General features: G+C 54.2%; 26 protein-coding genes and 1 pseudogene. 18 read left to right on the forward strand and 9 right to left on the reverse strand.

What is annotated here, in order from left to right:
• The first annotated feature begins 304 nt into the window (after window positions 1–304).
• The 3 genes from brnQ to malZ all read left to right on the forward strand — a co-directional run bounded on the left by brnQ (window position 305) and on the right by malZ (window position 5,048).
• Entirely contained in the window at window positions 305–1,624 is a 1,320-nt protein-coding gene (gene brnQ / locus NA197_RS08705) for a branched-chain amino acid transporter carrier protein BrnQ (protein WP_000149625.1), read from the forward strand.
• A gap of 74 nt (window positions 1,625–1,698) precedes the next feature.
• Entirely contained in the window at window positions 1,699–3,069 is a 1,371-nt protein-coding gene (gene proY, locus NA197_RS08710) for a proline-specific permease ProY (protein ID WP_001727981.1), read from the forward strand.
• A gap of 161 nt (window positions 3,070–3,230) precedes the next feature.
• Window positions 3,231–5,048 carry a maltodextrin glucosidase gene (malZ, locus tag NA197_RS08715; protein WP_064043206.1) on the forward strand — a complete coding sequence of 606 codons (1,818 nt, stop codon included), beginning with the start codon at window positions 3,231–3,233 and terminating at the stop codon, window positions 5,046–5,048.
• A 71-nt stretch (window positions 5,049–5,119) separates the two neighbouring features.
• On the opposite strand, the gene NA197_RS08720 is transcribed toward malZ, so the two are convergent.
• Window positions 5,120–5,722 (reverse strand): peroxiredoxin, encoded by a 603-nt coding sequence (locus NA197_RS08720; RefSeq protein WP_000244731.1) that lies wholly within the window; start codon window positions 5,720–5,722, stop codon window positions 5,120–5,122.
• A 209-nt stretch (window positions 5,723–5,931) separates the two neighbouring features.
• Window positions 5,932–6,513, reverse strand: coding sequence for an ACP phosphodiesterase (gene acpH, locus NA197_RS08725; protein WP_001009858.1), 582 nt, complete (start codon window positions 6,511–6,513; stop codon window positions 5,932–5,934).
• Window positions 6,514–6,606: 93 nt separating this feature from the next.
• On the opposite strand from acpH, the gene queA reads away from it, so the two are divergent.
• The 9 genes from queA to NA197_RS08770 all read left to right on the forward strand — a co-directional run bounded on the left by queA (window position 6,607) and on the right by NA197_RS08770 (window position 14,497).
• Window positions 6,607–7,671 (forward strand): tRNA preQ1(34) S-adenosylmethionine ribosyltransferase-isomerase QueA, encoded by a 1,065-nt coding sequence (gene queA, locus NA197_RS08730; protein WP_064043207.1) that lies wholly within the window; start codon window positions 6,607–6,609, stop codon window positions 7,669–7,671.
• A 196-nt stretch (window positions 7,672–7,867) separates the two neighbouring features.
• Window positions 7,868–8,995 carry a tRNA guanosine(34) transglycosylase Tgt gene (gene tgt / locus NA197_RS08735; RefSeq protein ID WP_000667305.1) on the forward strand — a complete coding sequence of 376 codons (1,128 nt, stop codon included), beginning with the start codon at window positions 7,868–7,870 and terminating at the stop codon, window positions 8,993–8,995.
• Between the two features lie 22 nt (window positions 8,996–9,017).
• Complete coding sequence (yajC, locus tag NA197_RS08740) at window positions 9,018–9,350, forward strand: preprotein translocase subunit YajC (protein WP_000007628.1); 333 nt, start codon at window positions 9,018–9,020, stop codon at window positions 9,348–9,350.
• Between the two features lie 27 nt (window positions 9,351–9,377).
• A complete protein-coding gene (gene secD, locus NA197_RS08745; protein ID WP_074181602.1) occupies window positions 9,378–11,225 on the forward strand; it encodes a protein translocase subunit SecD in 1,848 nt (615 codons plus the stop codon).
• 10 nt (window positions 11,226–11,235) lie between these two features.
• Complete coding sequence (secF, locus tag NA197_RS08750) at window positions 11,236–12,207, forward strand: protein translocase subunit SecF (RefSeq protein ID WP_000046629.1); 972 nt, start codon at window positions 11,236–11,238, stop codon at window positions 12,205–12,207.
• Between the two features lie 144 nt (window positions 12,208–12,351).
• The gene (locus NA197_RS08755; RefSeq protein WP_001577399.1) at window positions 12,352–12,717 is read left to right on the forward strand and encodes a VOC family protein; all 366 of its coding nucleotides are present in this window, start codon (window positions 12,352–12,354) and stop codon (window positions 12,715–12,717) included.
• A 25-nt stretch (window positions 12,718–12,742) separates the two neighbouring features.
• Window positions 12,743–13,435: a helix-turn-helix transcriptional regulator gene (locus NA197_RS08760; protein WP_000198318.1), complete on the forward strand. Its 693-nt coding sequence runs from the start codon at window positions 12,743–12,745 to the stop codon at window positions 13,433–13,435.
• A gap of 169 nt (window positions 13,436–13,604) precedes the next feature.
• A complete protein-coding gene (gene yajD / locus NA197_RS08765) occupies window positions 13,605–13,952 on the forward strand; it encodes an HNH nuclease YajD (RefSeq protein ID WP_023234255.1) in 348 nt (115 codons plus the stop codon).
• A gap of 437 nt (window positions 13,953–14,389) precedes the next feature.
• Window positions 14,390–14,497, forward strand: coding sequence for a type I toxin-antitoxin system toxin Ldr family protein (locus tag NA197_RS08770; RefSeq protein WP_000176312.1), 108 nt, complete (start codon window positions 14,390–14,392; stop codon window positions 14,495–14,497).
• An 83-nt stretch (window positions 14,498–14,580) separates the two neighbouring features.
• Here NA197_RS08770 and NA197_RS08775 read toward each other — a convergent pair whose 3' ends face one another.
• Together NA197_RS08775 and NA197_RS08780 are read right to left on the reverse strand one after the other, a co-directional pair.
• A complete protein-coding gene (locus tag NA197_RS08775; protein WP_000752021.1) occupies window positions 14,581–15,444 on the reverse strand; it encodes a nucleoside-specific channel-forming protein Tsx in 864 nt (287 codons plus the stop codon).
• Window positions 15,445–15,743: 299 nt separating this feature from the next.
• Window positions 15,744–16,283, reverse strand: coding sequence for a DUF3251 domain-containing protein (locus tag NA197_RS08780; protein ID WP_000198484.1), 540 nt, complete (start codon window positions 16,281–16,283; stop codon window positions 15,744–15,746).
• A gap of 151 nt (window positions 16,284–16,434) precedes the next feature.
• On the opposite strand from NA197_RS08780, the gene nrdR reads away from it, so the two are divergent.
• The 6 genes from nrdR to pgpA all read left to right on the forward strand — a co-directional run bounded on the left by nrdR (window position 16,435) and on the right by pgpA (window position 20,542).
• Window positions 16,435–16,884, forward strand: coding sequence for a transcriptional regulator NrdR (gene nrdR, locus NA197_RS08785; protein ID WP_000543533.1), 450 nt, complete (start codon window positions 16,435–16,437; stop codon window positions 16,882–16,884).
• A 3-nt stretch (window positions 16,885–16,887) separates the two neighbouring features.
• On the forward strand, window positions 16,888–17,991 hold the full coding sequence (gene ribD / locus NA197_RS08790) for a bifunctional diaminohydroxyphosphoribosylaminopyrimidine deaminase/5-amino-6-(5-phosphoribosylamino)uracil reductase RibD (RefSeq protein WP_001150216.1): 1,104 nt from the start codon (window positions 16,888–16,890) through the stop codon (window positions 17,989–17,991).
• 88 nt (window positions 17,992–18,079) lie between these two features.
• Complete coding sequence (gene ribH, locus NA197_RS08795; protein WP_001021372.1) at window positions 18,080–18,550, forward strand: 6,7-dimethyl-8-ribityllumazine synthase; 471 nt, start codon at window positions 18,080–18,082, stop codon at window positions 18,548–18,550.
• Between the two features lie 20 nt (window positions 18,551–18,570).
• Window positions 18,571–18,990 carry a transcription antitermination factor NusB gene (nusB, locus tag NA197_RS08800; RefSeq protein ID WP_000801129.1) on the forward strand — a complete coding sequence of 140 codons (420 nt, stop codon included), beginning with the start codon at window positions 18,571–18,573 and terminating at the stop codon, window positions 18,988–18,990.
• Between the two features lie 78 nt (window positions 18,991–19,068).
• Window positions 19,069–20,049 carry a thiamine-phosphate kinase gene (thiL, locus tag NA197_RS08805; RefSeq protein ID WP_000752133.1) on the forward strand — a complete coding sequence of 327 codons (981 nt, stop codon included), beginning with the start codon at window positions 19,069–19,071 and terminating at the stop codon, window positions 20,047–20,049.
• Entirely contained in the window at window positions 20,027–20,542 is a 516-nt protein-coding gene (pgpA, locus tag NA197_RS08810; protein ID WP_000154063.1) for a phosphatidylglycerophosphatase A, read from the forward strand. Before thiL ends, pgpA begins: the two co-directional genes overlap by 23 nt.
• Window positions 20,543–20,549: 7 nt before the next feature.
• Here pgpA and NA197_RS08815 read toward each other — a convergent pair.
• From NA197_RS08815 to xseB, 5 genes and pseudogenes are all read right to left on the reverse strand, one after another.
• Window positions 20,550–20,638: pseudogene (locus NA197_RS08815) on the reverse strand (hypothetical protein); the annotation flags it as partial.
• A gap of 7 nt (window positions 20,639–20,645) precedes the next feature.
• Window positions 20,646–21,620: an aldo/keto reductase gene (locus NA197_RS08820; RefSeq protein ID WP_064043346.1), complete on the reverse strand. Its 975-nt coding sequence runs from the start codon at window positions 21,618–21,620 to the stop codon at window positions 20,646–20,648.
• A 56-nt stretch (window positions 21,621–21,676) separates the two neighbouring features.
• Window positions 21,677–23,539, reverse strand: coding sequence for a 1-deoxy-D-xylulose-5-phosphate synthase (gene dxs / locus NA197_RS08825; protein WP_000006777.1), 1,863 nt, complete (start codon window positions 23,537–23,539; stop codon window positions 21,677–21,679).
• Window positions 23,540–23,562: 23 nt separating this feature from the next.
• Window positions 23,563–24,462 (reverse strand): (2E,6E)-farnesyl diphosphate synthase, encoded by a 900-nt coding sequence (gene ispA, locus NA197_RS08830; protein WP_000348074.1) that lies wholly within the window; start codon window positions 24,460–24,462, stop codon window positions 23,563–23,565.
• Complete coding sequence (gene xseB / locus NA197_RS08835; RefSeq protein ID WP_001124944.1) at window positions 24,463–24,705, reverse strand: exodeoxyribonuclease VII small subunit; 243 nt, start codon at window positions 24,703–24,705, stop codon at window positions 24,463–24,465. It lies immediately after the preceding gene.
• Window positions 24,706–24,885 lie beyond the last annotated feature (180 nt).

Raw genomic sequence — 24,885 nt, forward strand, 5'->3', positions numbered from 1 at the left:
TTCGCATGATTAGCCATAACTTTTTCATGAGAATGGTGTTTTATTCTGGTTGTAAATTTCATATCGCTATATTCATCTGGTTTTTAGATCCCACCTTGCTTTAAAACGTTATAAGCGTTTAAATTGCGCTTCAGGTGCTGTCATTACGACTGCATTTGCGCGGTAAATCGAAAAACAATTCTTCGCCGCATCGGTCCGGGAGCTTTTCCCGCTGAAATTGATAAAAAACGCCGCTTTATAATCCTCCGGGAAAGGCAAAAATTTTAATGTTTACAACATCACCATCCACAGGCAGTAAGACTTTATGACCCATCAGTTAAAATCGCGCGATATCATCGCCCTGGGCTTTATGACATTTGCGCTGTTCGTTGGCGCAGGCAATATTATCTTTCCTCCTATGGTCGGTTTGCAGGCGGGTGAACACGTCTGGACAGCCGCTATTGGCTTTCTGATTACCGCCGTAGGGCTACCGGTTCTTACTGTTGTGGCGCTGGCGAAAGTCGGCGGCGGCGTAGACAGCCTCAGTACGCCGATTGGTAAAGTGGCGGGACTCCTGCTGGCGACCGTTTGCTATCTGGCCGTCGGGCCGTTATTTGCGACGCCGCGTACCGCGACGGTGTCGTTTGAGGTCGGTATCGCTCCGTTGACCGGCGATTCTGCAATGCCGTTGCTGATTTACAGCGTGGTCTATTTCGCTATTGTTATTCTGGTTTCCCTCTATCCGGGTAAGCTGCTGGATACGGTAGGGAATTTCCTGGCGCCGTTGAAAATTATTGCGCTGGTCATCCTTTCCGTCGCGGCTATCGTTTGGCCTGCCGGTCCAATCAGCAACGCCCTGGACGCTTATCAGAATGCGGCCTTTTCTAACGGATTTGTGAACGGCTATCTGACGATGGATACGCTGGGCGCGATGGTGTTTGGTATCGTTATTGTGAACGCGGCGCGTTCTCGCGGCGTGACCGAAGCGCGCCTGTTGACGCGTTACACGGTCTGGGCCGGCCTGATGGCGGGCGTGGGGCTGACGCTGCTTTACCTTGCCTTGTTCCGCTTAGGTTCTGACAGCGCGACGCTGGTCGATCAGTCAGCGAACGGCGCGGCGATTCTTCATGCCTACGTTCAGCATACCTTTGGCGGCGCGGGAAGCTTCCTGCTGGCGGCGCTGATCTTTATCGCGTGTCTGGTGACGGCGGTGGGGCTGACCTGCGCCTGCGCTGAGTTTTTCGCGCAGTATATTCCGCTGTCTTACCGCACGCTGGTCTTTATTCTCGGCGGCTTCTCTATGGTGGTGTCAAATCTCGGACTGAGCCATCTGATTCAAATCTCCATTCCGGTGCTGACGGCTATCTATCCGCCGTGTATCGCACTGGTTGTATTAAGTTTTACCCGCTCATGGTGGCATAATTCCACCCGTATCATCGCGCCGGCCATGTTTATCAGTCTGCTTTTTGGTATCCTTGACGGCATCAAAGCATCTGCCTTTGGCGATATGCTGCCAGCCTGGAGTCAGCGTTTACCGCTGGCGGAACAGGGACTGGCGTGGTTGATGCCAACGGTGGTGATGGTGATCCTGGCGATTATCTGGGATCGCGCGGCGGGTCGGCAGGTGACCTCCAGCGCTCACTAAAATCGCTGACATATGTGTACACCACGGGGCTTAACGCCCCGTGGTTTTTTATTGTGTTGATAGGTCAGAAATTGATGGAAAGCAATAATAAGCTAAAGCGTGGGCTGAGCACCCGGCACATTCGCTTTATGGCATTAGGTTCGGCAATCGGCACCGGCCTGTTTTACGGCTCGGCGGACGCCATCAAAATGGCGGGGCCGAGCGTGCTGTTGGCCTATATTATTGGCGGGGTCGCGGCATATATCATTATGCGCGCATTGGGGGAAATGTCCGTTCACAACCCTGCCGCCAGCTCATTTTCGCGCTATGCGCAGGAAAACCTCGGCCCGCTTGCGGGCTACATTACCGGCTGGACCTACTGTTTTGAGATCCTGATCGTCGCCATTGCCGACGTGACCGCGTTCGGCATTTATATGGGGGTCTGGTTCCCCGCCGTGCCGCACTGGATTTGGGTGCTTAGCGTGGTGCTGATCATTTGCGCCATCAACCTGATGAGCGTCAAGGTGTTCGGCGAGCTGGAGTTTTGGTTCTCCTTCTTCAAAGTCGCCACCATTATTATCATGATTGTCGCGGGTATCGGCATCATTGTGTGGGGAATTGGCAACGGCGGGCAGCCGACTGGCATTCATAACCTGTGGAGCAACGGCGGCTTCTTCAGCAATGGCTGGCTGGGAATGATCATGTCGCTGCAAATGGTGATGTTCGCTTACGGCGGGATTGAGATTATCGGTATCACCGCCGGGGAAGCGAAAGACCCGGAGAAATCCATTCCGCGCGCCATTAACTCAGTACCGATGCGTATCCTGGTATTTTATGTCGGCACGCTGTTCGTCATTATGTCTATCTATCCGTGGAATCAGGTCGGCACAAACGGCAGTCCATTTGTGCTGACGTTCCAGCATATGGGGATTACCTTTGCCGCCAGCATTCTGAACTTTGTGGTATTGACCGCCTCGCTTTCCGCTATCAACTCCGATGTGTTTGGCGTAGGCCGTATGCTGCATGGTATGGCGGAGCAGGGGAGCGCGCCGAAAATCTTTGCCAAAACGTCACGCCGTGGTATTCCGTGGGTCACTGTGCTGGTGATGACGATTGCGCTGCTGTTTGCGGTTTACCTGAACTACATCATGCCGGAAAACGTCTTCCTGGTGATTGCTTCGCTGGCGACGTTTGCCACGGTATGGGTATGGATTATGATCCTGCTGTCGCAAATCGCCTTCCGTCGCCGTTTACCGCCGGAAGAGGTAAAAGCGCTGAAGTTTAAGGTGCCCGGCGGTGTCGTAACGACGATAGCGGGTCTGATTTTCCTGGTCTTCATTATTGCGCTTATCGGCTACCATCCGGATACCCGCATCTCACTGTATGTGGGTTTTGCGTGGATAGTTCTGCTGTTGATTGGCTGGATGTTTAAACGCCGTCGCGACCGTCAATTGGCGCAGGCGTAGTCATTTTTCTCTGCCTTATCCGGTCTACAGGCAACGGTAGGCCGGATAAGCGGAGCCGCTTCTCCTCCTGGAGTCTCCTCCCCTAATAAACCCCTGGATGATGAGTTATCCTTTAAATCTCTGTGGCAAGGTGGCCCCATTTTCAGTAGAGGGGATACGAGATGTTGAATGCCTGGCACTTACCGGTTGCCCCATTTGTGAAGCAACATAACGATAAATTAACCATTACGCTGTGGCTGAGCGGAGAAAATCCGCCGTCTCGCGTGACGTTGCGCTCAGAATTCGATAATGAAGAAATCTCACTGGCGATGCGCAAACAGCGCCGCCAGCCGCAGCCGGGCGTGACGGCGTGGCGAGCGACGCTCAATATCGCGTTAGGGCAGCCCCGTCGCCGTTACAGCTTTAAATTGCTTTGGCACGACCGCCAGCTTTGGTTTACGCCGCAGGGATTTAGCTGCTTTCCGCCCGCGCGTCTGGAACAATTTGCGGTTGATGTGCCGGATAGCGGCCCGCAGTGGGTCGCCGATCAAATTTTTTATCAGATCTTCCCGGATCGTTTTGCCCGCAGCCAGTCTCGTGAAGCTGGGCAGGATAAGGTGTATTACCACCATGCTGCCGGTCACGACATCGTGCGTAAAGAGTGGGATGAACCGCTCACCCCCCAGGCGGGCGGTTCCACCTTTTACGGCGGCTGTCTGAATGGCATTTGTGAGAAGCTGCCGTATCTGAAAAAACTGGGTGTCACAGCGCTATATCTGAATCCGGTATTTACCGCGCCGAGCGTCCATAAGTACGATACGGAAGATTATCGCCATGTCGATCCGCAATTTGGCGGCGATCGGGCGCTGCTACGCCTGCGGCGTGAAACCCAGGCGCAGGGCATGAGGCTGGTGCTGGATGGCGTGTTTAATCATAGCGGCGACTCGCATGCGTGGTTTGACAGGCATAACCGCAGCACTGGCGGCGCGTGCCATCACCCGGACTCGCCGTGGCGCGACTGGTACTCCTTTTCACCACAAGGCGTGGCGCTGGACTGGCTGGGTTATCCGAGCCTGCCGAAACTCGATTATCAATCAGAAACGCTGGTGGATGAGATCTATCGCGGTGAGGACAGTATCGTTCGTCACTGGCTAAAGGCACCGTGGAATATGGACGGCTGGCGGCTGGATGTCGTACATATGCTGGGCGAGGCGGGCGGGGCGCGCCACAATTTGCAGCACGTCGCCGGCATTACCCGGGCGGCAAAAGAAGCGCAGCCCGAAGCCTATATTGTGGGGGAACATTTCGGCGATGCGCGGCAGTGGCTACAGGCCGATGCGGAAGATGCCGCCATGAATTATCGCGGCTTCACCTTCCCGCTGTGGGGATTTCTCGCCAATACTGATATCGCTTACGAACCACAGCATATTGATGCCCGGACCTGTATCGCGTGGATGGATAACTACCGCGCCGGATTATCGCACCAGCAGCAACTGCGCATGTTTAATCAACTCGACAGCCATGATACTGCGCGCTTTAAAACCCTGCTGGGTAAAGACGCGGCGCGCCTGCCGCTGGCGGTGGTCTGGCTGTTTACCTGGCCCGGCGTGCCATGTATTTATTACGGCGATGAAGTCGGCGTGGACGGTGCAAATGACCCCATGTGCCGCAAACCGTTCCCGTGGGATGAACGCAAGCAGGACGGCAACTTGCTGGCGCTGTACCAGCGTATGGCGAAACTGCGCCAGCGCAGTCTGGCGCTGCGTCGTGGCGGATGCCAGGCGCTGTATGCCGAAGGTGACGTAGTGGTATTCGTGCGAGTTTATCAGCAGCAGCGGGCGCTGGTGGCGATTAACCGGGGCGAGGCCTGTGAAGTGGCGCTGGAAGCGTTGCCGTTGCTGAACGTGGCCGGATGGCAATGTAAAACGGGAAGCGGTGACATCCGTGAGGGAAGACTTAGTTTACCCGCGATTTCCGCGACGGTATGGATGAATCGTTGAGGCGAGGTGGTTCATAATACCTCACGCATAAAAAAGGCTCGCATTCGCGAGCCTTTTATCAATGCACTGACTTACAGGCTGGAAATGTTCTCAGCCAGGTATTTAGCCACGCCGTCCGGAGAGGCGTTCATGCCTTCTTTGCCTTTTTCCCACTGCGCCGGGCAGACATCACCGTGCTCTTCGTGGAACTGCAGCGCGTCGACCATACGCAGCATTTCGTCGATATTACGACCCAGCGGCAGATCGTTTACGACCTGGTGGCGAACAATACCGTTAGCGTCAATCAGGAAAGAGCCGCGCAGCGCAACGCCTTCGTCCGGGTGTTCGATACCGTAAGCTTTCTGAATTTCACGCTTCACGTCGGCGACCATTGCGTATTTCACCGGGCCAATGCCGCCTTTATCGACAGGGGTGTTACGCCATGCGTTGTGAACGAACTCAGAGTCGAAAGAAACGCCGACCACTTCAACGCCGCGCTTCTGGAATTCTTCATAACGTTTATCAAAGGCGATCAGCTCAGACGGGCAAACAAAAGTGAAGTCCATCGGCCAGAAGAACAGAACGGTCGTTTTACCATTGGTGTGCTGTTTGAAGTTGAATTTATCAACAATCTCACCGCTACCCAGTACCGCCGCAGCGGTGAAATCCGGGGCCTGACGAGTAACCAGTACCATAATAATTCTCCTGCAATATTAAGGGTTTTAGAACGCAACGCGGGCAGTATAGGGAGGGCGAAGCGACAAAACAATGCGGTCTTGACAATCAATGAGACAGCTTTTGCCTATCGATCGGGTCATTATAAATCGTAATGATGACCCCTTTATGACAGCGAACGATCTTTCTGCCAACGGCGGATCTGACGCACGCCCTCGCTATCAGGCCGTCACAGCGCTTTGCGGGCGGCCTGTGCCATCATACGCGGATAAAAATGCCAGAAGCGCTCTTCTAACGCGTCGTAGTGCGCGTCCAGATCGTACCAGGAATCACGCAAGGCATCCAGCCGGGGACGGCGATTTGCCATGCCATTCAGCACGTTTTGAATGAAATCCATATCGCGATACCGCTCTAACCATTTTTCTGACCAAAGATAATCATTCAGGTTGACAAAGCGCGGCGGGGAGTCGGGCAGAATCGTCGCGACCTGCGCATGGGCGTAGCCGACAAACGCCTGAAGTGGAAAATCAGGGGAGATTTGCGTCCAGTGGCGCGATAAAAAATGATCCCACATGACGTCCAGCGTAATGGGCGCCACGCGCCGCGTTTCATGGCGGAACCACTCTCGCGCCTCGCGCACTTCCGGCAGGTTGTCGGTCATGACGTCAATACGCCGATGCATATAAATACCCTCTACCACGTCAGGAGGATAATGCGTTGCCGGGTTACCGCGAACAAAATCGGCCAGCAGATTGCCGGAAAGCGAGCTGTCGGCAAGGTGCGCCAGATGCAGGTGAGCAAGAAAATTCATTATTGATTCTCTGTCCAAAAAGCGGGTAACGGTTGCAGCGGGAACGCCCCGGCACTAGACTACCCGCCTCTTATTTTAGTCTGAGTCAGAGTCATGCGCGTTACCGATTTTTCCTTTGAACTACCCGAATCCCTGATTGCCCACTACCCACAGCCGGAACGCAGTCGCTGCCGTTTGCTGTCATTAGAGGGGCCGACGGGCGCGCTGACGCACGGTACTTTCACCGATCTGCTCGATAAGCTCCACCCTGGCGATTTGCTGGTCTTCAATAATACCCGCGTGATCCCGGCGCGCCTGTTTGGCCGTAAAGCCAGCGGCGGCAAGATAGAAGTGCTGGTCGAACGTATGCTCGATGATAAACGCATTCTGGCGCATATTCGCGCTTCTAAAGCGCCAAAACCGGGCACGGAACTGCTACTGGGCGACGACGAAAGTATTCACGCGACCATGACTGCGCGTCATGGCGCTCTGTTTGAAGTTGAGTTTAATGACCCGCGTCCGGTGCTGGATATTCTCAACGCCATCGGCCATATGCCGTTGCCGCCGTACATCGACCGTCCGGACGAAGACGCCGACCGCGAACTGTACCAGACGGTCTACAGTGAAAAACCGGGCGCCGTCGCCGCGCCGACCGCAGGGCTGCACTTTGATGAGCCGCTGCTGGCGGCGCTTCGTGAGAAAGGTGTCGAAATGGCGTTTGTTACGCTACACGTAGGCGCGGGCACTTTCCAGCCGGTGCGTGTCGATACCATTGAAGATCACATCATGCACTCCGAATATGCGGAGGTGCCGCAAGAGGTGGTCGACGCGGTGCTGGCGGCGAAAGCGCGCGGCAACCGGGTTATCGCCGTCGGCACGACCTCGGTACGCTCACTGGAAAGCGCGGCGCAGGCGGCAAAAAGCGATTTGATAGAGCCGTTCTTCGGCGATACGCAAATCTTTATTTATCCAGGTTATCAATACAAAGTGATTGATGCGCTGATCACCAACTTCCATCTGCCGGAATCGACGTTAATTATGCTGGTTTCCGCATTTGCCGGTTATCAACACACCATGAATGCCTATAAGACTGCGGTAGAACAAAAATATCGCTTTTTTAGCTACGGGGACGCGATGTTTATCACGTACAATCCGCAGGCTATTTCTGAGCGTCCGTAAGAAGGCTATCTCACTTGCCATTTTGACGCCGGGCAGTGCTCGCCATCCTCACGTACTGCGTGTACGCTCCGGTGGTTGTGCGCTGGTCGACCCCAAACTGGCTGCGCCGATGACGCCTTCGGGAATTTATTAGCTATGGAATCATTCCGTAGCGAGTCGTTAAACGTCGGACTGTTTTTCTGACGCAGGAGTGATAATGAAATTTGAGTTAGATACCACCGATGGTCGCGCGCGTCGCGGTCGTCTGGTGTTTGATCGTGGCGTAGTGGAAACGCCTGCTTTTATGCCTGTGGGTACTTACGGTACCGTGAAAGGCATGACGCCGGAAGAAGTAGAAGCGACCGGCGCGCAGATTATTCTCGGCAACACTTTCCACCTGTGGCTGCGCCCGGGTCAGGAGATCATGAAGCTGCATGGCGATCTGCACGATTTTATGCAGTGGAAAGGGCCGATTCTCACCGATTCCGGCGGCTTCCAGGTCTTCAGCCTCGGCGATATTCGTAAGATTACCGAGCAAGGCGTGCACTTCCGTAACCCGATCAACGGCGATCCGATTTTCCTCGATCCGGAAAAGTCGATGGAGATCCAGTACGATCTCGGTTCCGATATCGTGATGATCTTTGATGAATGTACGCCGTACCCGGCAGACTGGGACTATGCTAAACGCTCGATGGAGATGTCGTTGCGTTGGGCGAAGCGTAGCCGCGACCGTTTTGATAGCCTTGGCAATAAGAATGCGCTTTTTGGCATCATTCAGGGCAGCGTTTACGAAGATTTACGCGATATCTCGGTGAAAGGTCTGGTAGAGATTGGCTTTGATGGCTACGCTGTCGGCGGTTTGGCTGTCGGTGAGCCGAAAGCAGATATGCACCGCATTCTGGAGCACGTTTGCCCGCAGATCCCGGCTGACAAACCGCGTTACCTGATGGGCGTGGGTAAACCGGAAGATCTGGTGGAAGGGGTGCGTCGCGGTATTGATATGTTTGACTGTGTCATGCCAACGCGAAATGCCCGTAATGGTCATCTGTTTGTGACCGACGGCGTGGTGAAGATTCGTAATGCAAAGCATAAAAGCGACACCAGCCCGCTTGACGCCGAGTGCGATTGCTACACCTGTCGCAATTATTCACGCGCTTACTTGCATCATCTCGACCGTTGCAACGAAATATTAGGTGCGCGTCTCAATACCATTCATAACTTGCGTTACTACCAGCGTTTGATGGCGGGTTTACGCAAGGCTATTGAAGAGGGTAAATTAGAGAGCTTCGTAACCGAGTTTTACCAACGTCAGGGGCGACCCGTTCCACCTTTGAACGTTGATTAATTTTAATAATGAGGGAATTTGAATGAGCTTTTTTATTTCTGATGCGGTAGCGGCAACAGGTGCTCCAGCGCAGGGCAGCCCGATGTCTCTGATTTTAATGCTGGTGGTGTTTGGTCTGATTTTCTATTTCATGATCCTGCGCCCGCAGCAGAAGCGCACCAAAGAGCACAAAAAGCTGATGGACTCCATTGCGAAAGGTGATGAAGTTCTGACGAATGGCGGTCTGGTCGGTCGAGTGACCAAAGTAGCGGAAGCCGGCTACATTGCCATCGCGCTGAATGACACCACGGAAGTGGTTATCAAACGTGACTTCGTAGCTGCCGTTCTGCCGAAAGGCACCATGAAGGCGCTGTAATATTTCGTTTTCCCAAAGGGAACTGCCGTGTTAAACCGTTATCCTTTGTGGAAGTACATCATGCTGGTCGTCGTGATTATCGTCGGCCTGCTTTACGCACTTCCCAACCTGTATGGTGAGGATCCGGCTGTTCAAATCACTGGCGTGCGCGGCGTCGCCGCCAGTGAGCAAACGCTGATCCAGGTCCAGAAAACGTTACAAGAAGAAAAAATTCCCGCTAAGTCTGTGGCACTGGAAGAGGGCGCTATTCTTGCGCGCTTCGACACCACCGATACCCAGCTACGCGCCCGTGAAGCGCTGATGAGCGTGCTGGGGGATAAATATGTCGTGGCGCTTAACCTTGCGCCGGCTACGCCGCGCTGGTTGGCGGCTATTCACGCCGATCCGATGAAGCTCGGTCTTGATCTGCGCGGCGGCGTTCACTTCCTGATGGAAGTGGATATGGATACCGCGTTAGGTAAACTCCAGGAACAAAATATCGATAGCCTGCGCAGCGATCTGCGTGAAAAAGGCATTCCTTATACCACCGTTCGTAAAGAAAATAATTATGGGCTGAGCATCACGTTCCGTGACAGCAAAGCGCGTGATGAGGCGATCGCCTATCTGACGCCGCGTCATCGTGACATGGTGATTTCCAGCCAGAGCGGCAATCAACTTCGCGCGGTAATGACCGATGCGCGCCTGAGCGAAGCGCGTGAATACGCCGTTCAGCAGAACATTAATATTCTGCGTAACCGTGTTAACCAACTGGGCGTCGCGGAGCCTGTCGTACAACGCCAGGGCGCAGACCGTATTGTGGTTGAGCTGCCGGGTATCCAGGATACCGCTCGCGCGAAAGAAATTCTCGGTGCGACCGCGACGCTGGAATTCCGTCTGGTGAATACCAACGTTGACCAGGCCGCCGCTGCTGCCGGGCGCGTACCGGGCGATTCCGAAGTGAAACAGACCCGCGAAGGCCAGCCGGTGGTATTGTACAAACGCGTGATCCTCACCGGCGACCATATCACCGACTCGACGTCCAGCCAGGATGAATATAACCAACCGCAGGTTAACATCTCGCTGGATAGCGCAGGCGGCAATATCATGTCTAACTTCACTAAGGACAATATCGGCAAACCGATGGCGACCCTGTTTGTGGAGTATAAAGACAGCGGTAAGAAAGACGCTAATGGTCGCGCCGTACTGGTGAAACAGGAAGAGGTGATTAACATTGCCAACATCCAGTCTCGGCTGGGTAACAGCTTCCGTATTACCGGTATCAGCAACCCGAACGAAGCGCGTCAGCTCTCGTTGTTGTTGCGTGCGGGCGCCCTGATTGCGCCGATTCAGATCGTTGAAGAGCGCACCATTGGCCCGACTCTGGGTATGCAGAACATCAAGCAGGGCCTGGAAGCCTGTCTGGCCGGTCTGGTGGTCTCCATCCTGTTCATGATCTTCTTCTATAAGAAGTTTGGTCTGATTGCGACCAGCGCGTTAGTGGCTAACCTGGTGTTGATTGTCGGTATCATGTCGCTGTTGCCGGGGGCAACGCTCAGTATGCCGGGGATTGCGGGTATCGTGTTAACCCTTGCGGTGGCGGTCGACGCCAACGTTCTGATTAACGAACGTATCAAAGAAGAGTTGAGTAATGGCCGCACGGTACAGCAGGCGATAAACGAAGGCTATGCCGGCGCGTTCAGTTCCATCTTCGATGCGAACATCACGACGCTGATTAAAGTCATCATTCTGTATGCTGTCGGTACCGGGGCAATTAAAGGGTTCGCGATTACGACCGGTATCGGTGTGGCGACGTCGATGTTTACCGCGATTATCGGTACGCGTGCTATCGTAAACCTGCTATATGGCGGCAAGCGCGTCACTAAGCTGTCAATCTGAGGAGTGCGATGTGGCACAGGAATACACTGTTGAACAACTAAACCACGGCCGTAAAGTCTATGACTTTATGCGCTGGGACTTCTGGGCATTCGGCATCTCCGGGCTGTTGCTGATCGCGGCCATTGTCATTATGGGCGTACGCGGGTTTAACTGGGGGCTGGATTTCACCGGTGGTACGGTAATTGAAATCACGCTGGAAAAACCGGCTGAAATGGACGTGATGCGCGAAGCGCTGCAAAAAGCGGGCTATGAAGAGCCGCAGTTGCAGAACTTTGGCAGCAGTCACGACATTATGGTGCGTATGCCGCCAACCGAAGGTGAAACCGGCGGTCAGGTACTGGGTAGCAAAGTGGTGACGATCATTAATGAAGCCACCAACCAGAATGCGGCCGTGAAGCGTATTGAATTCGTGGGGCCAAGCGTGGGCGCCGATCTGGCGCAAACCGGCGCCATGGCGCTGCTGGTGGCGTTGATCTCTATCCTCGTTTATGTCGGTTTCCGCTTTGAGTGGCGACTGGCGGCAGGGGTGGTCATCGCGCTGGCGCACGACGTGATCATTACGCTGGGGATACTGTCGCTTTTCCATATCGAGATTGACCTGACCATTGTGGCATCGTTGATGTCGGTGATCGGTTACTCGCTGAACGACAGTATCGTGGTCTCCGACCGTATTCGTGAAAACTTCCGCAAAATCCGTCGCGGGACGCCTTACGAAATCTTTAACGTGTCGCTGACCCAGACGCTACACCGTACGTTGATTACCTCCGGTACGACGTTAGTGGTAATTCTGATGCTGTACCTCTTCGGCGGTCCGGTACTGGAAGGCTTCTCGCTGACGATGCTGATCGGTGTCTCTATTGGTACGGCATCTTCTATCTATGTCGCATCGGCGCTGGCGCTGAAACTCGGTATGAAGCGCGAGCATATGCTGCAGCAGAAAGTCGAAAAAGAAGGGGCGGATCAGCCGTCCATTCTGCCGTAAACACGTATTTAAGTGTTATCTGAATCCCGGTCATGCGATCGGGATTTTTTTTATGTACCATGACGATAAACATTACTGACAGTATGCTGTCAGGAGCCCTGTCATACACTCCTCATGAATTAACCCACACACGCAGGAGGATGTATGAAAAACTTGATTAACTGGTTTGAAATTCCAGTTACTGATATGGCGCGTGCAATCGCCTTTTATGAGCAAGTGATGCAGATATCGTTACGTCGGGAAACCATGGATGGGACGGACCTGGCCGTATTCCCGTATGCTGAACCCGGACCCGGCGGAGCGCTGATAAAGCAGGATGATGTCGCTCCAGTTGCGCAGGGAGTCGTTATTTATCTGCATACCGCCGATTTGTTAGCCTCGATTGAACGTGTCGTCCTTGCCGGTGGCAAGTGTGTTCTGGAACCCATGGTTCCCGGAGATGACATTGGAACCATCGCGTTGTTTATTGACAGCGAAGGTAACCGAATAGGTTTACATCAACCTGCGTGATATTTGCTAAATGTAGAGAGTCAATATGACCAGACGCGCTGACCGTTTGTTTCAGATCGTGCAAATTTTGCGGGGTAGACGACTGACGACGGCAGCGCTGTTGGCACAGCGGCTTGCGGTTTCTGAACGGACGATTTATCGCGATATTCGCGATCTGTCGTTATCCGGTGTGCCTGTCGAAGGTGAAGCGGGGAGCGGATACCGTTTAATGGCGGGTTTTGATCTGCCGCCCTTGATGCTTACCCATCGTGAATCGGAAGCACTGATGGTGGCTATACGGTTATTGAAAACCTGGGGTGGCGATTCGCTATCGCGCGAGCTTGAATCCGCCCAGGAAAAAGTGTTGGCTATTTTACCGGAAGAGAGCCGTCGTAAAGCGGAGCAGACACGGATTTACGCTCCGGATTTGGGTACATCTCCACATTCGCGCAGCGCGTTTGATCTTATCCATCAGGCCGTTTCGGCGCAGCAGGTGTTGGCGCTACATTATCGTGATGAAGCGGGGCATCTCTCTTCGCGGGATATACAACCGCTGGGATTGTTTTTCTGGGGAGAGCACTGGCTACTGGTTGCCTGGTGTGAGAGACGGGAAGACTATCGGTGCTTTCGCCTCGATCGCTGTTTACAAATTACTCCGCTTAACCGGCGATTTCGTGAAACAATCGACCGTTCTTTGCGTGATTTTTTGCGTAAAGTCGAGCACGAAAAAATGCCGTAAGATGTGATAGCGATACCTCCAACGCTTGTAAAACGGGTTGATTGGTCATCAGTTTGCCTGAAATAGCCTTCCTTACCTGGATATATAAGTTGCACAGAATCATTGCTAAAAGCCTGGCTTCGCGGGAAACTGCGCATAACCTTTTGTATCATTCAGGTACCTGTTGATTATGGCTATCATCCCAAAAAACTACGCGCGCCTGGAAAGCGGCTATCGTGAAAAAGCGCTGAAGCTGTTTCCGTGGGTGTGCGGACGTTGTTCCCGTGAGTTTGTGTATTCAACTCTGCGTGAGCTGACGGTGCATCATATCGATCATGACCACACCAATAACCCGGAAGACGGCAGCAACTGGGAGCTATTGTGCCTCTACTGCCACGATCACGAGCATTCCAAATATACCGAAGCCGATCAGTACGGTTCGACGGTCATTGCCGGGGAAGATGCGCAAAAAGATGTCGGCGAGGCGACTTATAACCCGTTTGCCGATCTGAAAGCGATGATGAACAAAAAGAAATAAGCAGACTGCTGACAAAGCTGTTGGTGCTGTTGAATGTTAGGTTACTCTTCGCTCCACCCAACGGAATCCGCAATATAAATGAATTATTGGTTTTCGTAGGTCGGATGCAATCTGGCATTTTTTCAGCCCCGGAGTTTGTCGCCAGCCCCAAATGTCCTGTAACGCATACATTGTCACTGGAATCCCGATCGCAAGGTTGGGATTTTTTTGTTTTTAAGTCCTGCCGATACTGGCGAGCAGAGTAGAATCAGCGGTAAGCCGGGGCAACCCGGTGAGGCGCAATGTTGCGGGGGCTTGATCCCCGGTGGCCTTGTCGCTGGAAAGAGAAAACCCCCGCACATTGTTCGGTATTCACCGGCAACATTACGGGGGCTAACTTGACTCCAGACAAGTTGAGGATAGCCGCGAACCGTTGCCATTGCAACAAAGGCGGCAATATGACGCTCACAGAGTTGAGCATTACTATCTGGCACGATCTGGCGGCACCAACGCTGGTCGGGATTGCGACAGGTCTGTTTTTAGGCTGGTGGCATCGCCGGAAGTAATGTGAAGTGGGCGCGACTCGCCGCCGCATGGCAGCATGCGCCCGAAACGGGCCAGAGGACGACCTCTGGCCTTTTTTGCAGGTTTAGAAGTTGTAACCCACGACCAGGTAGCCGCCCCAGCCGGTAGATTTCGCGCTGAAATCGCCGTCGCCCCAGTTCAGTTTTGCGCCATTCTGCCACTGTCCGCCGTTATGGAAGTAACGCGCAACGACCGAGTAGTGCCAGTGATCGTAGTTCAGCGCCAGGATATGGCTGGAAGCGATGGAGTTGCTGGTACGGTTCGGATCGTCGCCTAAATCAGATCCCCAGTCAAAGTTGGTAAAGCCGATATAGCTCAGTTTACCGCCCCACAGATCGGTGATGGGGACGAAGTATTTCACTTTGAAACGGTAGCCGTCCCATTCGTTTTCATTGGACGCGCCGTAGTTTTGCCACTGATATTTCGCATACACGTTCAGCGACAGGCCCATCGGCAGGCCGGTGTCGATATCGGTCCCCAGACCCATATACCACGTGCTCTGGCGGCTGGCTTTGTTATCGCCCATATCGTAGATGTAGTTGTTGGCGAAATACCACTCTTTAAACGGGCCGAAGCTCAGGTCTGCGCCGGTCAGCTTATCAATCGAGAAACGCGGTTCGATTTCCATGAACAGCGGAGAACCGTCGGACCAGATACCTTTATCGTTGCCGTTACCCCAATCAAAGGTTTTGGGAATATCGATATAGCCGTAGAAATCAAACCAGTCTTTTTTGGCAAATGCTTCATATTCCAGATAGACGTCGTTGTTCAATTTCGGCGAGAAACGGGTATGGTAGCTGCCTACCACGTTTACGCTCTGGTGCCACCAGTCGGACAAATACTGCGGCTGATCATTTTCTGCTGCGTTAGCAGTAAAAGATGAGGTGAGCGCCAGCGCTGCGCTGACTGCGAGTAAAGTTTTTTTCATATGTATGCCACTGTTTGAAATCCCTTACGGGAGTGAAAAGAACGCAATTTGCGTTTCTAAATATTTCGTGTTTCTGCGGAGCCTATTATAAAAATCATTGCTCACAAAAATATGTCTTGTTTCACATATCTATCATTTACGTAATCGATTGCGTTCACGTTTGCGCATTTTAGACGCGGCGACAGTACTATCTTTCATGAATATTACCAATCAATGTCATAAATGACGGAAATGTCAGTAGGGCAACAAAAGTCGCGCGGGGGATGTTGCGGAACGCACAAAACGCTCCGCCAGAACGTTTATTGATTAACAGGCTGAATATCATGGATGCGAATGAAGCCTAACTGCGCCGGTGTGATCCCCTTCAACGGTAACGAAATATTGACATCACTGGGCGCCAGCAAGCTGGCAGGGGCATTTACCAGAAGGCTCTGTGCATTCACCTCCTGATAGTTCTCCGTAGTGCCCTGAAGTTGCCCGTACTCTACGGTAGCGCTGAATGCCGGCAGCGGATCGCGGGACTCGCCCTGAATGTGTAACGTTGCGTGAGCGCCGTCTGCGACAGGCGTAATTTCCAGCAATGTCATACGTAGCGTACCGATCTGGCTCTCCAGCCGGGCAGGCGTATTGGCGCCAGGCAACAAATAGACGCCGCGGGTTGACTCCGCATTCAGCTTATTTTGTTGGGTAATTTTTACCGTTTCCTGATTCAGTTGGGTCATCTCTTTATTCAGGGTGCTAATGCTTTGATGCATCTGGCGAACTTCGCTCTGCGGCGCGCAGGCGGTCAGGCTCAAGAGACTTCCCACCAGGAGAATTCTTAGGTAACGTCTTGTCATGTCGATCATTTCCTTCATGGTTCGATAGCGTAATGGTAGTGCGCTATACGCACAAAGGCACCGATCCTTTATCTCAAAAGCGCTCCGCCTTTGTTGTCGCGCCAGTTCAGGGTAAAATAGCATTTCCTAAATCATCTGGTCAGGACGCTGTATGCATTGCCCATTTTGTTTCGCCGTAGATACCAAAGTCATTGACTCTCGTCTTGTAGGCGAGGGCTCGTCCGTGCGCCGCCGTCGGCAGTGCCTGGTGTGTAATGAACGCTTTACGACCTTTGAAGTGGCTGAACTGGTCATGCCGCGCGTGATAAAAAGCAACGATGTGCGCGAACCCTTTAATGAGGATAAGCTGCGTAGCGGCATGTTGAGAGCGCTGGAAAAAAGACCCGTCAGCGCAGATGATGTTGAAATGGCATTGAACCATATTAAGTCACAATTACGTGCCACTGGGGAGCGTGAAGTTCCCAGCAAGATGATTGGCAACCTGGTCATGGAGCAGCTGAAAAAACTCGATAAAGTCGCGTATATTCGCTTTGCCTCCGTCTATCGCAGTTTCGAAGATATCAAAGACTTTGGCGAAGAAATCGCTCGCCTACAGGACTAAGCCATGCAGGATGAGTTTTACATGGCGCGAGCGCTCAAACTGGCGCAGCGTGGACGTTTCACCACTCACCCGAACCCTAATGTCGGCTGTGTCATTGTTAACAATGGCGACATCGTCGGCGAAGGTTATCACCATCGCGCCGGAGAGCCGCACGCCGAGGTCCATGCGCTGCGGATGGCGGGCGCAAAAGCCAAAGGCGCAACCGCCTATGTCACGCTTGAACCCTGTAGCCATCATGGGCGAACGCCGCCATGTTGCGATGCGCTGATTGCGGCCGGCGTCGCGCGCGTGGTCGCCGCGATGCAGGACCCGAACCCACAGGTCGCCGGGCGCGGGCTGTATCGCCTGCAACAGGCGGGTATTGCGGTCAGCCACGGGTTAATGATGAGTGAAGCGGAGGCGCTCAATAAAGGCTTCCTCAAGCGGATGCGTACCGGATTCCCTTACCTTCAGCTTAAACTGGGCGCCTCCGTGGATGGACGGACGGCGATGGCCAGCGGCGAAAGCCAGTGGATCACCTCGCCGCAGGCCCGGCGTGACGTTCAGCGCTTGCGTGCGCAAAGTCACGCTATCTTAACCAGTAGCGCGACGGTATTGGCTGACGATCCGGCCTTGACGGTGCGTTGGGCGGAGTTAGACGCCTCTACGCAGGCGTCTTACCCGCAGGAAAATCTGCGCCAGCCGGTGCGAATTGTTATCGACAGCCAAAACCGGGTAACGCCTGCGCATCGTATTGTGCAGCAGCCTGGCGAAACGTGGATTGCGCGTACCCAGGAAGATAGCCGCGCGTGGCCCGATGCGGTTCGTACTATCAGCGTGCCGGCGCACAACGGACATTTGGATCTGGTTGTACTGATGATGCAGTTAGGCAGGCAGCAGATTAATAGCATATGGGTTGAAGCCGGACCGGGACTGGCAGGCGCGTTGCTGCAAGCTGGGCTGGTGGATGAACTGATTGTCTATGTCGCGCCTAAATTGTTGGGAACCCAGGCGCGGGGATTATGCGAATTGCCGGGGCTTGAGAAGCTCGCCGACGCGCCGCAATTTACCTTCAGCGAAATACGTCATGTCGGCCCGGATGTTTGCCTGCATATGGTGAGCGCATGAGTTCTCCCGTCGAAAGGGGAGCAGCGCTCAAATTATTATGATAAAATCCGCCCCCCTGCGGGGCCAAATGAACCCTGGAAGAGAGAATATGAACATTATTAAAGCTAACGTTGCAGCCCCTGACGCTCGTGTCGCCATCACTATTGCGCGTTTCAATCAGTTTATCAACGACAGCCTGCTGGATGGCGCGGTTGATGCCCTGACGCGTATTGGTCAGGTAAAAGATGATAATATTACCGTAGTGTGGGTGCCTGGCGCTTATGAACTGCCGCTGGCGACCGAAGCGCTGGCGAAAAGCGGTAAATATGACGCCGTGGTTGCGCTGGGAACCGTGATTCGCGGGGGGACTGCGCACTTTGAATATGTGGCAGGCGGCGCCAGCAATGGCCTGGCAAGCGTTGCCCAGGACAGCGGCGTGCCGGTAGCCTTTGGTGTTCTGACCACCGAGAGTATTGAACAAGCCATCGAACGTGCTGGTACAAAAGCCGGTAATAAAGGCGCAGAAGCTGCGCTGACCGCGCTTGAAATGATTAATGTATTGAAAGCCATTAAGGCCTGATTTTTTGTAAGGGGAATTCCGTGAAACCTGCTGCTCGTCGCCGCGCCCGTGAGTGTGCCGTCCAGGCGCTTTACTCCTGGCAGTTGTCCCAGAACGACATCGCTGATGTTGAATACCAGTTCCTGGCGGAACAGGACGTAAAAGACGTCGACGTTCTCTATTTCCGTGAACTGCTATCCGGGGTGGCGACTAACAGCGCGTACCTGGATGGTTTAATGAAACCGTATCTGTCCCGCCTGCTTGAAGAGCTGGGACAGGTTGAAAAAGCCGTGCTGCGTATTGCGTTGTTTGAGCTGTCAAAACGCAGCGATGTGCCTTATAAAGTGGCCATCAACGAAGCGATTGAACTGGCGAAAACCTTTGGCGCTGAAGACAGCCACAAATTCGTCAACGGCGTACTGGATAAAGCAGCTCCGGTGATTCGTCCCAACAAAAAGTGATTCACAGGCCGGAAAGATAGCGGGCGATCGATACCCGCCGTCTCCGGCCTTTTCTTTTTTTCTGCTGAGGCATAACGTATGGCATGTGGCGAGTTTTCCCTGATTGCCCGTTATTTTGACCGTGTAAGAAGCTCTCGTCTTGATGTTGAAACCGGTATTGGCGACGATTGCGCGCTCCTGAATATTCCTGAAAAACAGACCCTGGCGATCAGTACCGATACGCTGGTGGCAGGCATCCATTTCTTACCCGATATCGATCCTGCCGATCTGGCGTATAAAGCGCTGGCGGTGAATTTAAGCGATCTGGCGGCGATGGGCGCCGATCCGGCATGGTTAACGCTGGCGCTCACGCTTCCTGACGTCGATGAGGCGTGGCTTGCCGCGTTCAGCGACAGCCTGTTTGAACAACTGGATTACTACGACATGCAGCTCATTGGCGGCGATACCACGCGCGGCCCGCTGTCGATGACGCTAGGTATTCATGGCCTTGTGCCAGCCGGTCGGGCGCTGAAACGTTCTGGCGCAAAACCGGGCGACTGGATTTATGTTACTGGCACGTTGGGCGATAGCGCTGCCGGGCTGGCGATTCTACGGGGTGATTTTCGCGTGGGAAGCTGGGGGGATGCCGACTATCTGGTCAAACGCCATCTGCGCCCGACGCCGCGTATTTTACAAGGGCAGGCGCTACGCGATCTCGCCAGTTCAGCGATCGATCTTTCCGACGGTTTGATCTCCGATCTTGGTCACATTCTGCAAGCCAGCAACTGCGGCGCGCGAATCGATTTGGAGGCGCTGCCTGACTCCGAAGAACTGTGGGGACATGCCAATGATCCCGAACAAAAGCTTCGCTGGATGTTATCCGGCGGCGAAGATTATGAACTGTGCTTTACCGTCCCGGAGCTGAACCGTGGCGCGCTGGATGTCGCGCTTGGTCATCTGGGCGTGCCGTTTACCTGTATCGGGCAAATGACGGCGGATATCGAAGGGATCGCCTTTGTGCGTGACGGAGAACCTGTCACTTTTGACTGGAAAGGATATGACCATTTTGCCACGCCATAAAGATGTTGCGAAAAGTCGCCTGAATTTGCGCAATCCGTGGCACCTGCTCGCTACCGGCTTTGGCAGCGGGCTGAGCCCCGTGGTGCCGGGCACGATGGGCTCGCTGGCGGCGATCCCCTTCTGGTATCTGATGACGTTTCTGCCGTGGCAGCTTTATTCGCTGGTCGTGATGTTTGGGATCTGCATTGGCGTTTATCTTTGCCATCAGACGGCGAAAGATATGGGCGTACACGACCACGGCAGTATTGTCTGGGATGAATTTATCGGTATGTGGATAACGCTAATGGCGTTGCCGACGACGGACTGGCAGTGGGTGGCAGCCGGGTTCGTTATTTTCCGCATTCTGGATATGTGGAAACCCTGGCCGATCCGTTGGTTTGATCGCAACGTGCACGGCGGCATGGGGATTATGATCGATGATATCGTCGCCGGCGTGATATCCGCCGGCATACTGTATTTTATCGGTCATCACTGGCCGCTCGGTATTATTTAAAGGGGTTGCCGGATGGCGGCGTAAACGCCTTATCCGGCCTATCCCCGAACAATATGTCGATTTCGCAGGCCCGATAAGCGCCGCGCCATCGGGCAATGGCGGATTATTTAAATCCCACCACCGGATGCTGTTTGTACGGTGTTTCGAGTTCGGCAATCTGCTCCGGTTTGAGCGTTAAATCAACGGCATTCAGCAACTCATCTAACTGCTCTTCACGCGAAGCGCCGATAATCGGCGCGGCGACGCCTCGTTTGCTGAGCAGCCAGGCCAGCGCGACCTGCGCTCGCGTTGCGCCAAGCGCCTCGCTGACGCCAGCCAGCCGTTCCGCTATTTGCGCATCATTTTTATCGCTTTCAGCGTATAAATTTTTGCCCACGTCATCCGAGACCAGCCGGGCCGTGGTTTCTCCCCAGGGGCGAGTTAAGCGCCCGCGCGCCAGCGGGCTCCACGGAATCACGGCGACGCCTTCCTGCCAGCACAGCGGTAGCATCTCACGCTCTTCCTCGCGGTAGATCAGGTTATAGTGATCCTGCATGGTGACAAACGGCGCCCAGCCGTGTTGTTTTTGTAGCGCCAGCGCCTGGGCAAATTGTGAGGCGTGCATTGAGGAAGCGCCGATATAGCGGGCTTTACCCGCCTTCACCACGTCGCTTAGCGCTTCCAGAGTTTCTTCTATCGGCGTGGTGTAATCCCAGCGGTGGATTTGCAGGATATCGACATACTCCATTCCCAGACGGGTGAGGCTATCGTCAATAGAGCGCAGGATTTGCGCGCGGGACAATCCTTCCGGCAGATCGCCGACGCGATGGAAGACTTTCGTCGCTACCACCACCTCGTCGCGCCGGGCGAAATCACGCAGCGCGCGACCGACAATCTCTTCGCTGCTGCCGTCGGAGTAGCTGTTGGCGGTATCAAAAAAGTTAATGCCGCCCTCAAGGGCGCGCTTGATGATGGGACGGCTGCTCTCTTCGGGAAGCGTCCAGGCGTGATTGCCGCGACTCGGCTCGCCGAATGTCATACAGCCCAGACAAAGGCGGGACACCCGAAGATCGGTATTTCCTAACGTATTGTATTGCATGACTCCGCTCCTGTTATACCCGTCACTCTTCAAGCATAGCAGGAGCAAAGAGGGGATTATGCCAGCCAGGCCTTGATTTTGGCTTCAATGCCTGCGGCGTCAAGCCCCAGTTCCGCGCGGGCTTCTTCCTGCGTTCCTTGCGGGATAAAGAAATCCGGAAGACCGATATTCAGCACAGGTACAGGTTTACGATGGGCCATTAGCACTTCGTTTACGCCGCTGCCAGCGCCGCCCATAATGGCGTTTTCTTCCAGCGTCACCAGCGCGTCATGCTGCGCGGCCATCTCCAGAATTAGCGTGTCGTCCAGCGGCTTAACAAAGCGCATGTCGACCAGCGTGGCGTTAAGCGCTTCGGCGACTTTCGCCGCCTCAGGCATTAAGGTGCCAAAGTTCAGAATCGCCAGTTTTTCGCCATGACGCTTCACAAGGCCTTTACCAATAGGCAGTTTTTCCAGCGGGGTTAGCGCCACGCCCTGCGCATTACCGCGTGGATAACGTACTGCCGTCGGGCCGTCGTTATAGTGATACCCGGTAAATAACATCTGGCGACATTCGTTTTCGTCGCTTGGCGTCATGATCACCATATCCGGGATGCAGCGCAGATAGGAGAGATCGAACGCGCCCTGGTGTGTTTGCCCATCCGCGCCAACGATACCGGCGCGATCGATGGCGAACATGACCGGCAGTTTCTGGATAGCGACGTCATGGATGACCTGATCGTAGGCGCGTTGCAGGAAAGTAGAGTAGATCGCCACGACGGGCTTATAGCCGCCAATCGCCAGACCTGCGGCGAAGGTGACGGCATGCTGCTCGGCGATGGCGACGTCAAAATAGCGATCCGGGAATTTACGTGAAAATTCCACCATGCCGGAACCTTCGCGCATTGCCGGGGTGATCGCCATCAGCTTGCTGTCTTTGGCGGCGGTTTCACACAGCCAGTCACCGAAGATTTTTGAATAACCTGGCAGACCGCCGCTGCTTTTCGGCAAACATCCGCTGGAAGGATCAAATTTAGGCACCGCATGGAAAGTGATCGGATCTTTTTCCGCGGGCTCATAGCCGCGGCCTTTCTTGGTCATGATATGCAGGAACTGCGGGCCTTTCAGGTCGCGCATGTTCTTCAATGTGCTGATAAGCCCCATGACATCGTGACCATCGACCGGCCCGATGTAGTTAAAGCCCAGCTCTTCGAACAGTGTTCCCGGCACAACCATGCCTTTAATATGTTCTTCGGTACGCTTGAGCAGTTCTTTAATTGGCGGTACGCCGGAGAAGACCTTTTTTCCGCCTTCGCGCAGAGAAGAGTAAAGCTTACCGGAAAGTAGCTGCGCCAGATGGTTGTTGAGCGCGCCGACGTTTTCCGAAATCGACATTTCATTGTCGTTCAGAATGACCAGCATGTCGGGCCGGATATCGCCTGCGTGATTCATTGCTTCAAACGCCATACCGGCGGTGATGGCGCCGTCGCCAATCACACAGACGGTGCGGCGATCTTTGCCTTCTTTCTCCGCCGCCACGGCAATACCGATACCGGCGCTGATGGAGGTGGAGGAATGCCCAACGCTCAGCACATCGTATTCGCTTTCTCCGCGCCACGGGAACGGGTGCAGACCGCCTTTCTGGCGAATGGTGCCGATTTTGTCGCGACGACCGGTAAGGATTTTATGTGGATAAGCCTGGTGTCCAACATCCCAGATTAGCTGGTCAAACGGGGTGTTGTAGACATAATGCAGCGCCACGGTAAGTTCTACCGTGCCCAGCCCGGAAGCGAAATGCCCGCTGGAACGGCTTACGCTGTCGAGTAAGTAGCGGCGTAGCTCGTCGCAGAGTTTCGGCAGACTCTCTTTCGGTAACAGTCGTAACTCCTGGGTGGAGTCGACCAATGCCAGGGTAGGGTATTTGGCTATATCAAAACTCATCGCAAGCTCATTGGATATGGGGTTTATTTATCACGCTGGATTATGTAGTTCGCTAGCGCTTCCAGTGCCGAGGTGTCCAGTGATTGCGCGGCCAGCTGATGTAACGACTGACGGGCGTCCTCTATCAGGTCCCGGGCTTTATTCCGGGCTTGCTCAAGACCCAGAAGTGCAGGGTAGGTACTTTTGCCAAGCTGCTGGTCTGCGCCCTGACGTTTACCTAACGTTGCAGTATCGCCCACCACATCCAGAATGTCATCCTGAACCTGGAAGGCAAGGCCGATACTCTCTGCATAGCGGTCAAGTATCGGCAGAGTATTCCGTCCTTTATCGCCCGCGCTCAACGCGCCAAGTCTAACGGCGGCGCGAATGAGCGCGCCGGTCTTATGGCGATGAATGCGTTCCAGCGCGTCCAGAGTGATCCGCTGGCCTTCTGCCGCCAGATCCAATGCCTGACCGCCGCACATACCGGCGATACCGCTGGCGTTCGCCAGTTCGGCGATCATCGCGATACGATCGCGATCGGCGACTTCCGGCATCGGCGCGTCGCTGATAATGGCAAACGCCAGCGTTTGCAACGCGTCTCCCGCCAGGATTGCGTTGGCTTCGCCAAATTTAATATGGCAAGTCGGCAGGCCGCGACGCAAATCGTCATCGTCCATTGCTGGCAGGTCGTCATGGATCAGCGAATAGGCATGAATGCATTCGACCGCCGCAGCTGGCGCATCCAGCGTTGCCGTACTGACGCCAAACATTTGACCGGTGGCGTAAACCAGAAATGGCCGCAGGCGTTTACCGCCTAATAATGCGCCATACTGCATGGCTTCGACCACGGGAGTGTTCTGAAAGGGCAGTGGCGCGATAAAACGGCTCAGCGCCTGATTCGCTTGCGTTACGCAAGCCTGTAGCTGCTGCGTAAAGTCCATTTACTCATTATCCGCGATAAAAGGCTCAGGTGAAGCCTCTTCATTATCAGACAGCAAAATTTGCACGCGCTGTTCCGCCTGCTGCAGTTTTGCCTGCCCCTGACGCGCCAGTTGTACGCCGCGCTCGAATTCATTCAGCGCGTCTTCCAGCGGCAAATCGCCGCTTTCCAGGCGGGTAACAATATGTTCCAGCTCGCTCAGCGCAGTTTCAAAGCTGGCGGGCGCCTCATTTTTCTTCGGCATGATGACTGTTTGACTCTCTGTAATGGCAGTACAAGTCTATGGTAACGGACTCACACTGATAAGCAAATAACGCGCAATGGTAAGGGGAAATGCGCAAGATGTCCGTGATAGTGATATACTTCCGCGCCTGGATGCAGCCGTAGGTATGGGCTGCTGTACTATTTCTCCACGACAAGCCTT

This window comes from Salmonella sp. NW884, from assembly GCF_051700745.1.
Taxonomy (GTDB): domain Bacteria; phylum Pseudomonadota; class Gammaproteobacteria; order Enterobacterales; family Enterobacteriaceae; genus Salmonella; species Salmonella enterica.

Coding starts and splice junctions, on each gene's coding strand:
- NA197_RS08780 (WP_000198484.1), bottom strand. CDS start 16,283: ATGACAAGACGTTACCTAAGAATTCTCCTGGTGGGAAGTCTCTTGAGC.
- NA197_RS08720 (WP_000244731.1), bottom strand. CDS start 5,722: ATGGTACTGGTTACTCGTCAGGCCCCGGATTTCACCGCTGCGGCGGTA.
- xseB (WP_001124944.1), bottom strand. CDS start 24,705: ATGCCGAAGAAAAATGAGGCGCCCGCCAGCTTTGAAACTGCGCTGAGC.
- nrdR (WP_000543533.1), top strand. CDS start 16,435: ATGCATTGCCCATTTTGTTTCGCCGTAGATACCAAAGTCATTGACTCT.
- tgt (WP_000667305.1), top strand. CDS start 7,868: ATGAAATTTGAGTTAGATACCACCGATGGTCGCGCGCGTCGCGGTCGT.
- dxs (WP_000006777.1), bottom strand. CDS start 23,539: ATGAGTTTTGATATAGCCAAATACCCTACCCTGGCATTGGTCGACTCC.
- acpH (WP_001009858.1), bottom strand. CDS start 6,513: ATGAATTTTCTTGCTCACCTGCATCTGGCGCACCTTGCCGACAGCTCG.
- ribH (WP_001021372.1), top strand. CDS start 18,080: ATGAACATTATTAAAGCTAACGTTGCAGCCCCTGACGCTCGTGTCGCC.
- ribD (WP_001150216.1), top strand. CDS start 16,888: ATGCAGGATGAGTTTTACATGGCGCGAGCGCTCAAACTGGCGCAGCGT.
- NA197_RS08770 (WP_000176312.1), top strand. CDS start 14,390: ATGACGCTCACAGAGTTGAGCATTACTATCTGGCACGATCTGGCGGCA.
- queA (WP_064043207.1), top strand. CDS start 6,607: ATGCGCGTTACCGATTTTTCCTTTGAACTACCCGAATCCCTGATTGCC.
- brnQ (WP_000149625.1), top strand. CDS start 305: ATGACCCATCAGTTAAAATCGCGCGATATCATCGCCCTGGGCTTTATG.
- NA197_RS08820 (WP_064043346.1), bottom strand. CDS start 21,620: ATGCAATACAATACGTTAGGAAATACCGATCTTCGGGTGTCCCGCCTT.
- NA197_RS08755 (WP_001577399.1), top strand. CDS start 12,352: ATGAAAAACTTGATTAACTGGTTTGAAATTCCAGTTACTGATATGGCG.
- malZ (WP_064043206.1), top strand. CDS start 3,231: ATGTTGAATGCCTGGCACTTACCGGTTGCCCCATTTGTGAAGCAACAT.
- NA197_RS08775 (WP_000752021.1), bottom strand. CDS start 15,444: ATGAAAAAAACTTTACTCGCAGTCAGCGCAGCGCTGGCGCTCACCTCA.
- proY (WP_001727981.1), top strand. CDS start 1,699: ATGGAAAGCAATAATAAGCTAAAGCGTGGGCTGAGCACCCGGCACATT.
- ispA (WP_000348074.1), bottom strand. CDS start 24,462: ATGGACTTTACGCAGCAGCTACAGGCTTGCGTAACGCAAGCGAATCAG.
- yajD (WP_023234255.1), top strand. CDS start 13,605: ATGGCTATCATCCCAAAAAACTACGCGCGCCTGGAAAGCGGCTATCGT.
- pgpA (WP_000154063.1), top strand. CDS start 20,027: ATGACCATTTTGCCACGCCATAAAGATGTTGCGAAAAGTCGCCTGAAT.
- NA197_RS08760 (WP_000198318.1), top strand. CDS start 12,743: ATGACCAGACGCGCTGACCGTTTGTTTCAGATCGTGCAAATTTTGCGG.
- thiL (WP_000752133.1), top strand. CDS start 19,069: ATGGCATGTGGCGAGTTTTCCCTGATTGCCCGTTATTTTGACCGTGTA.
- yajC (WP_000007628.1), top strand. CDS start 9,018: ATGAGCTTTTTTATTTCTGATGCGGTAGCGGCAACAGGTGCTCCAGCG.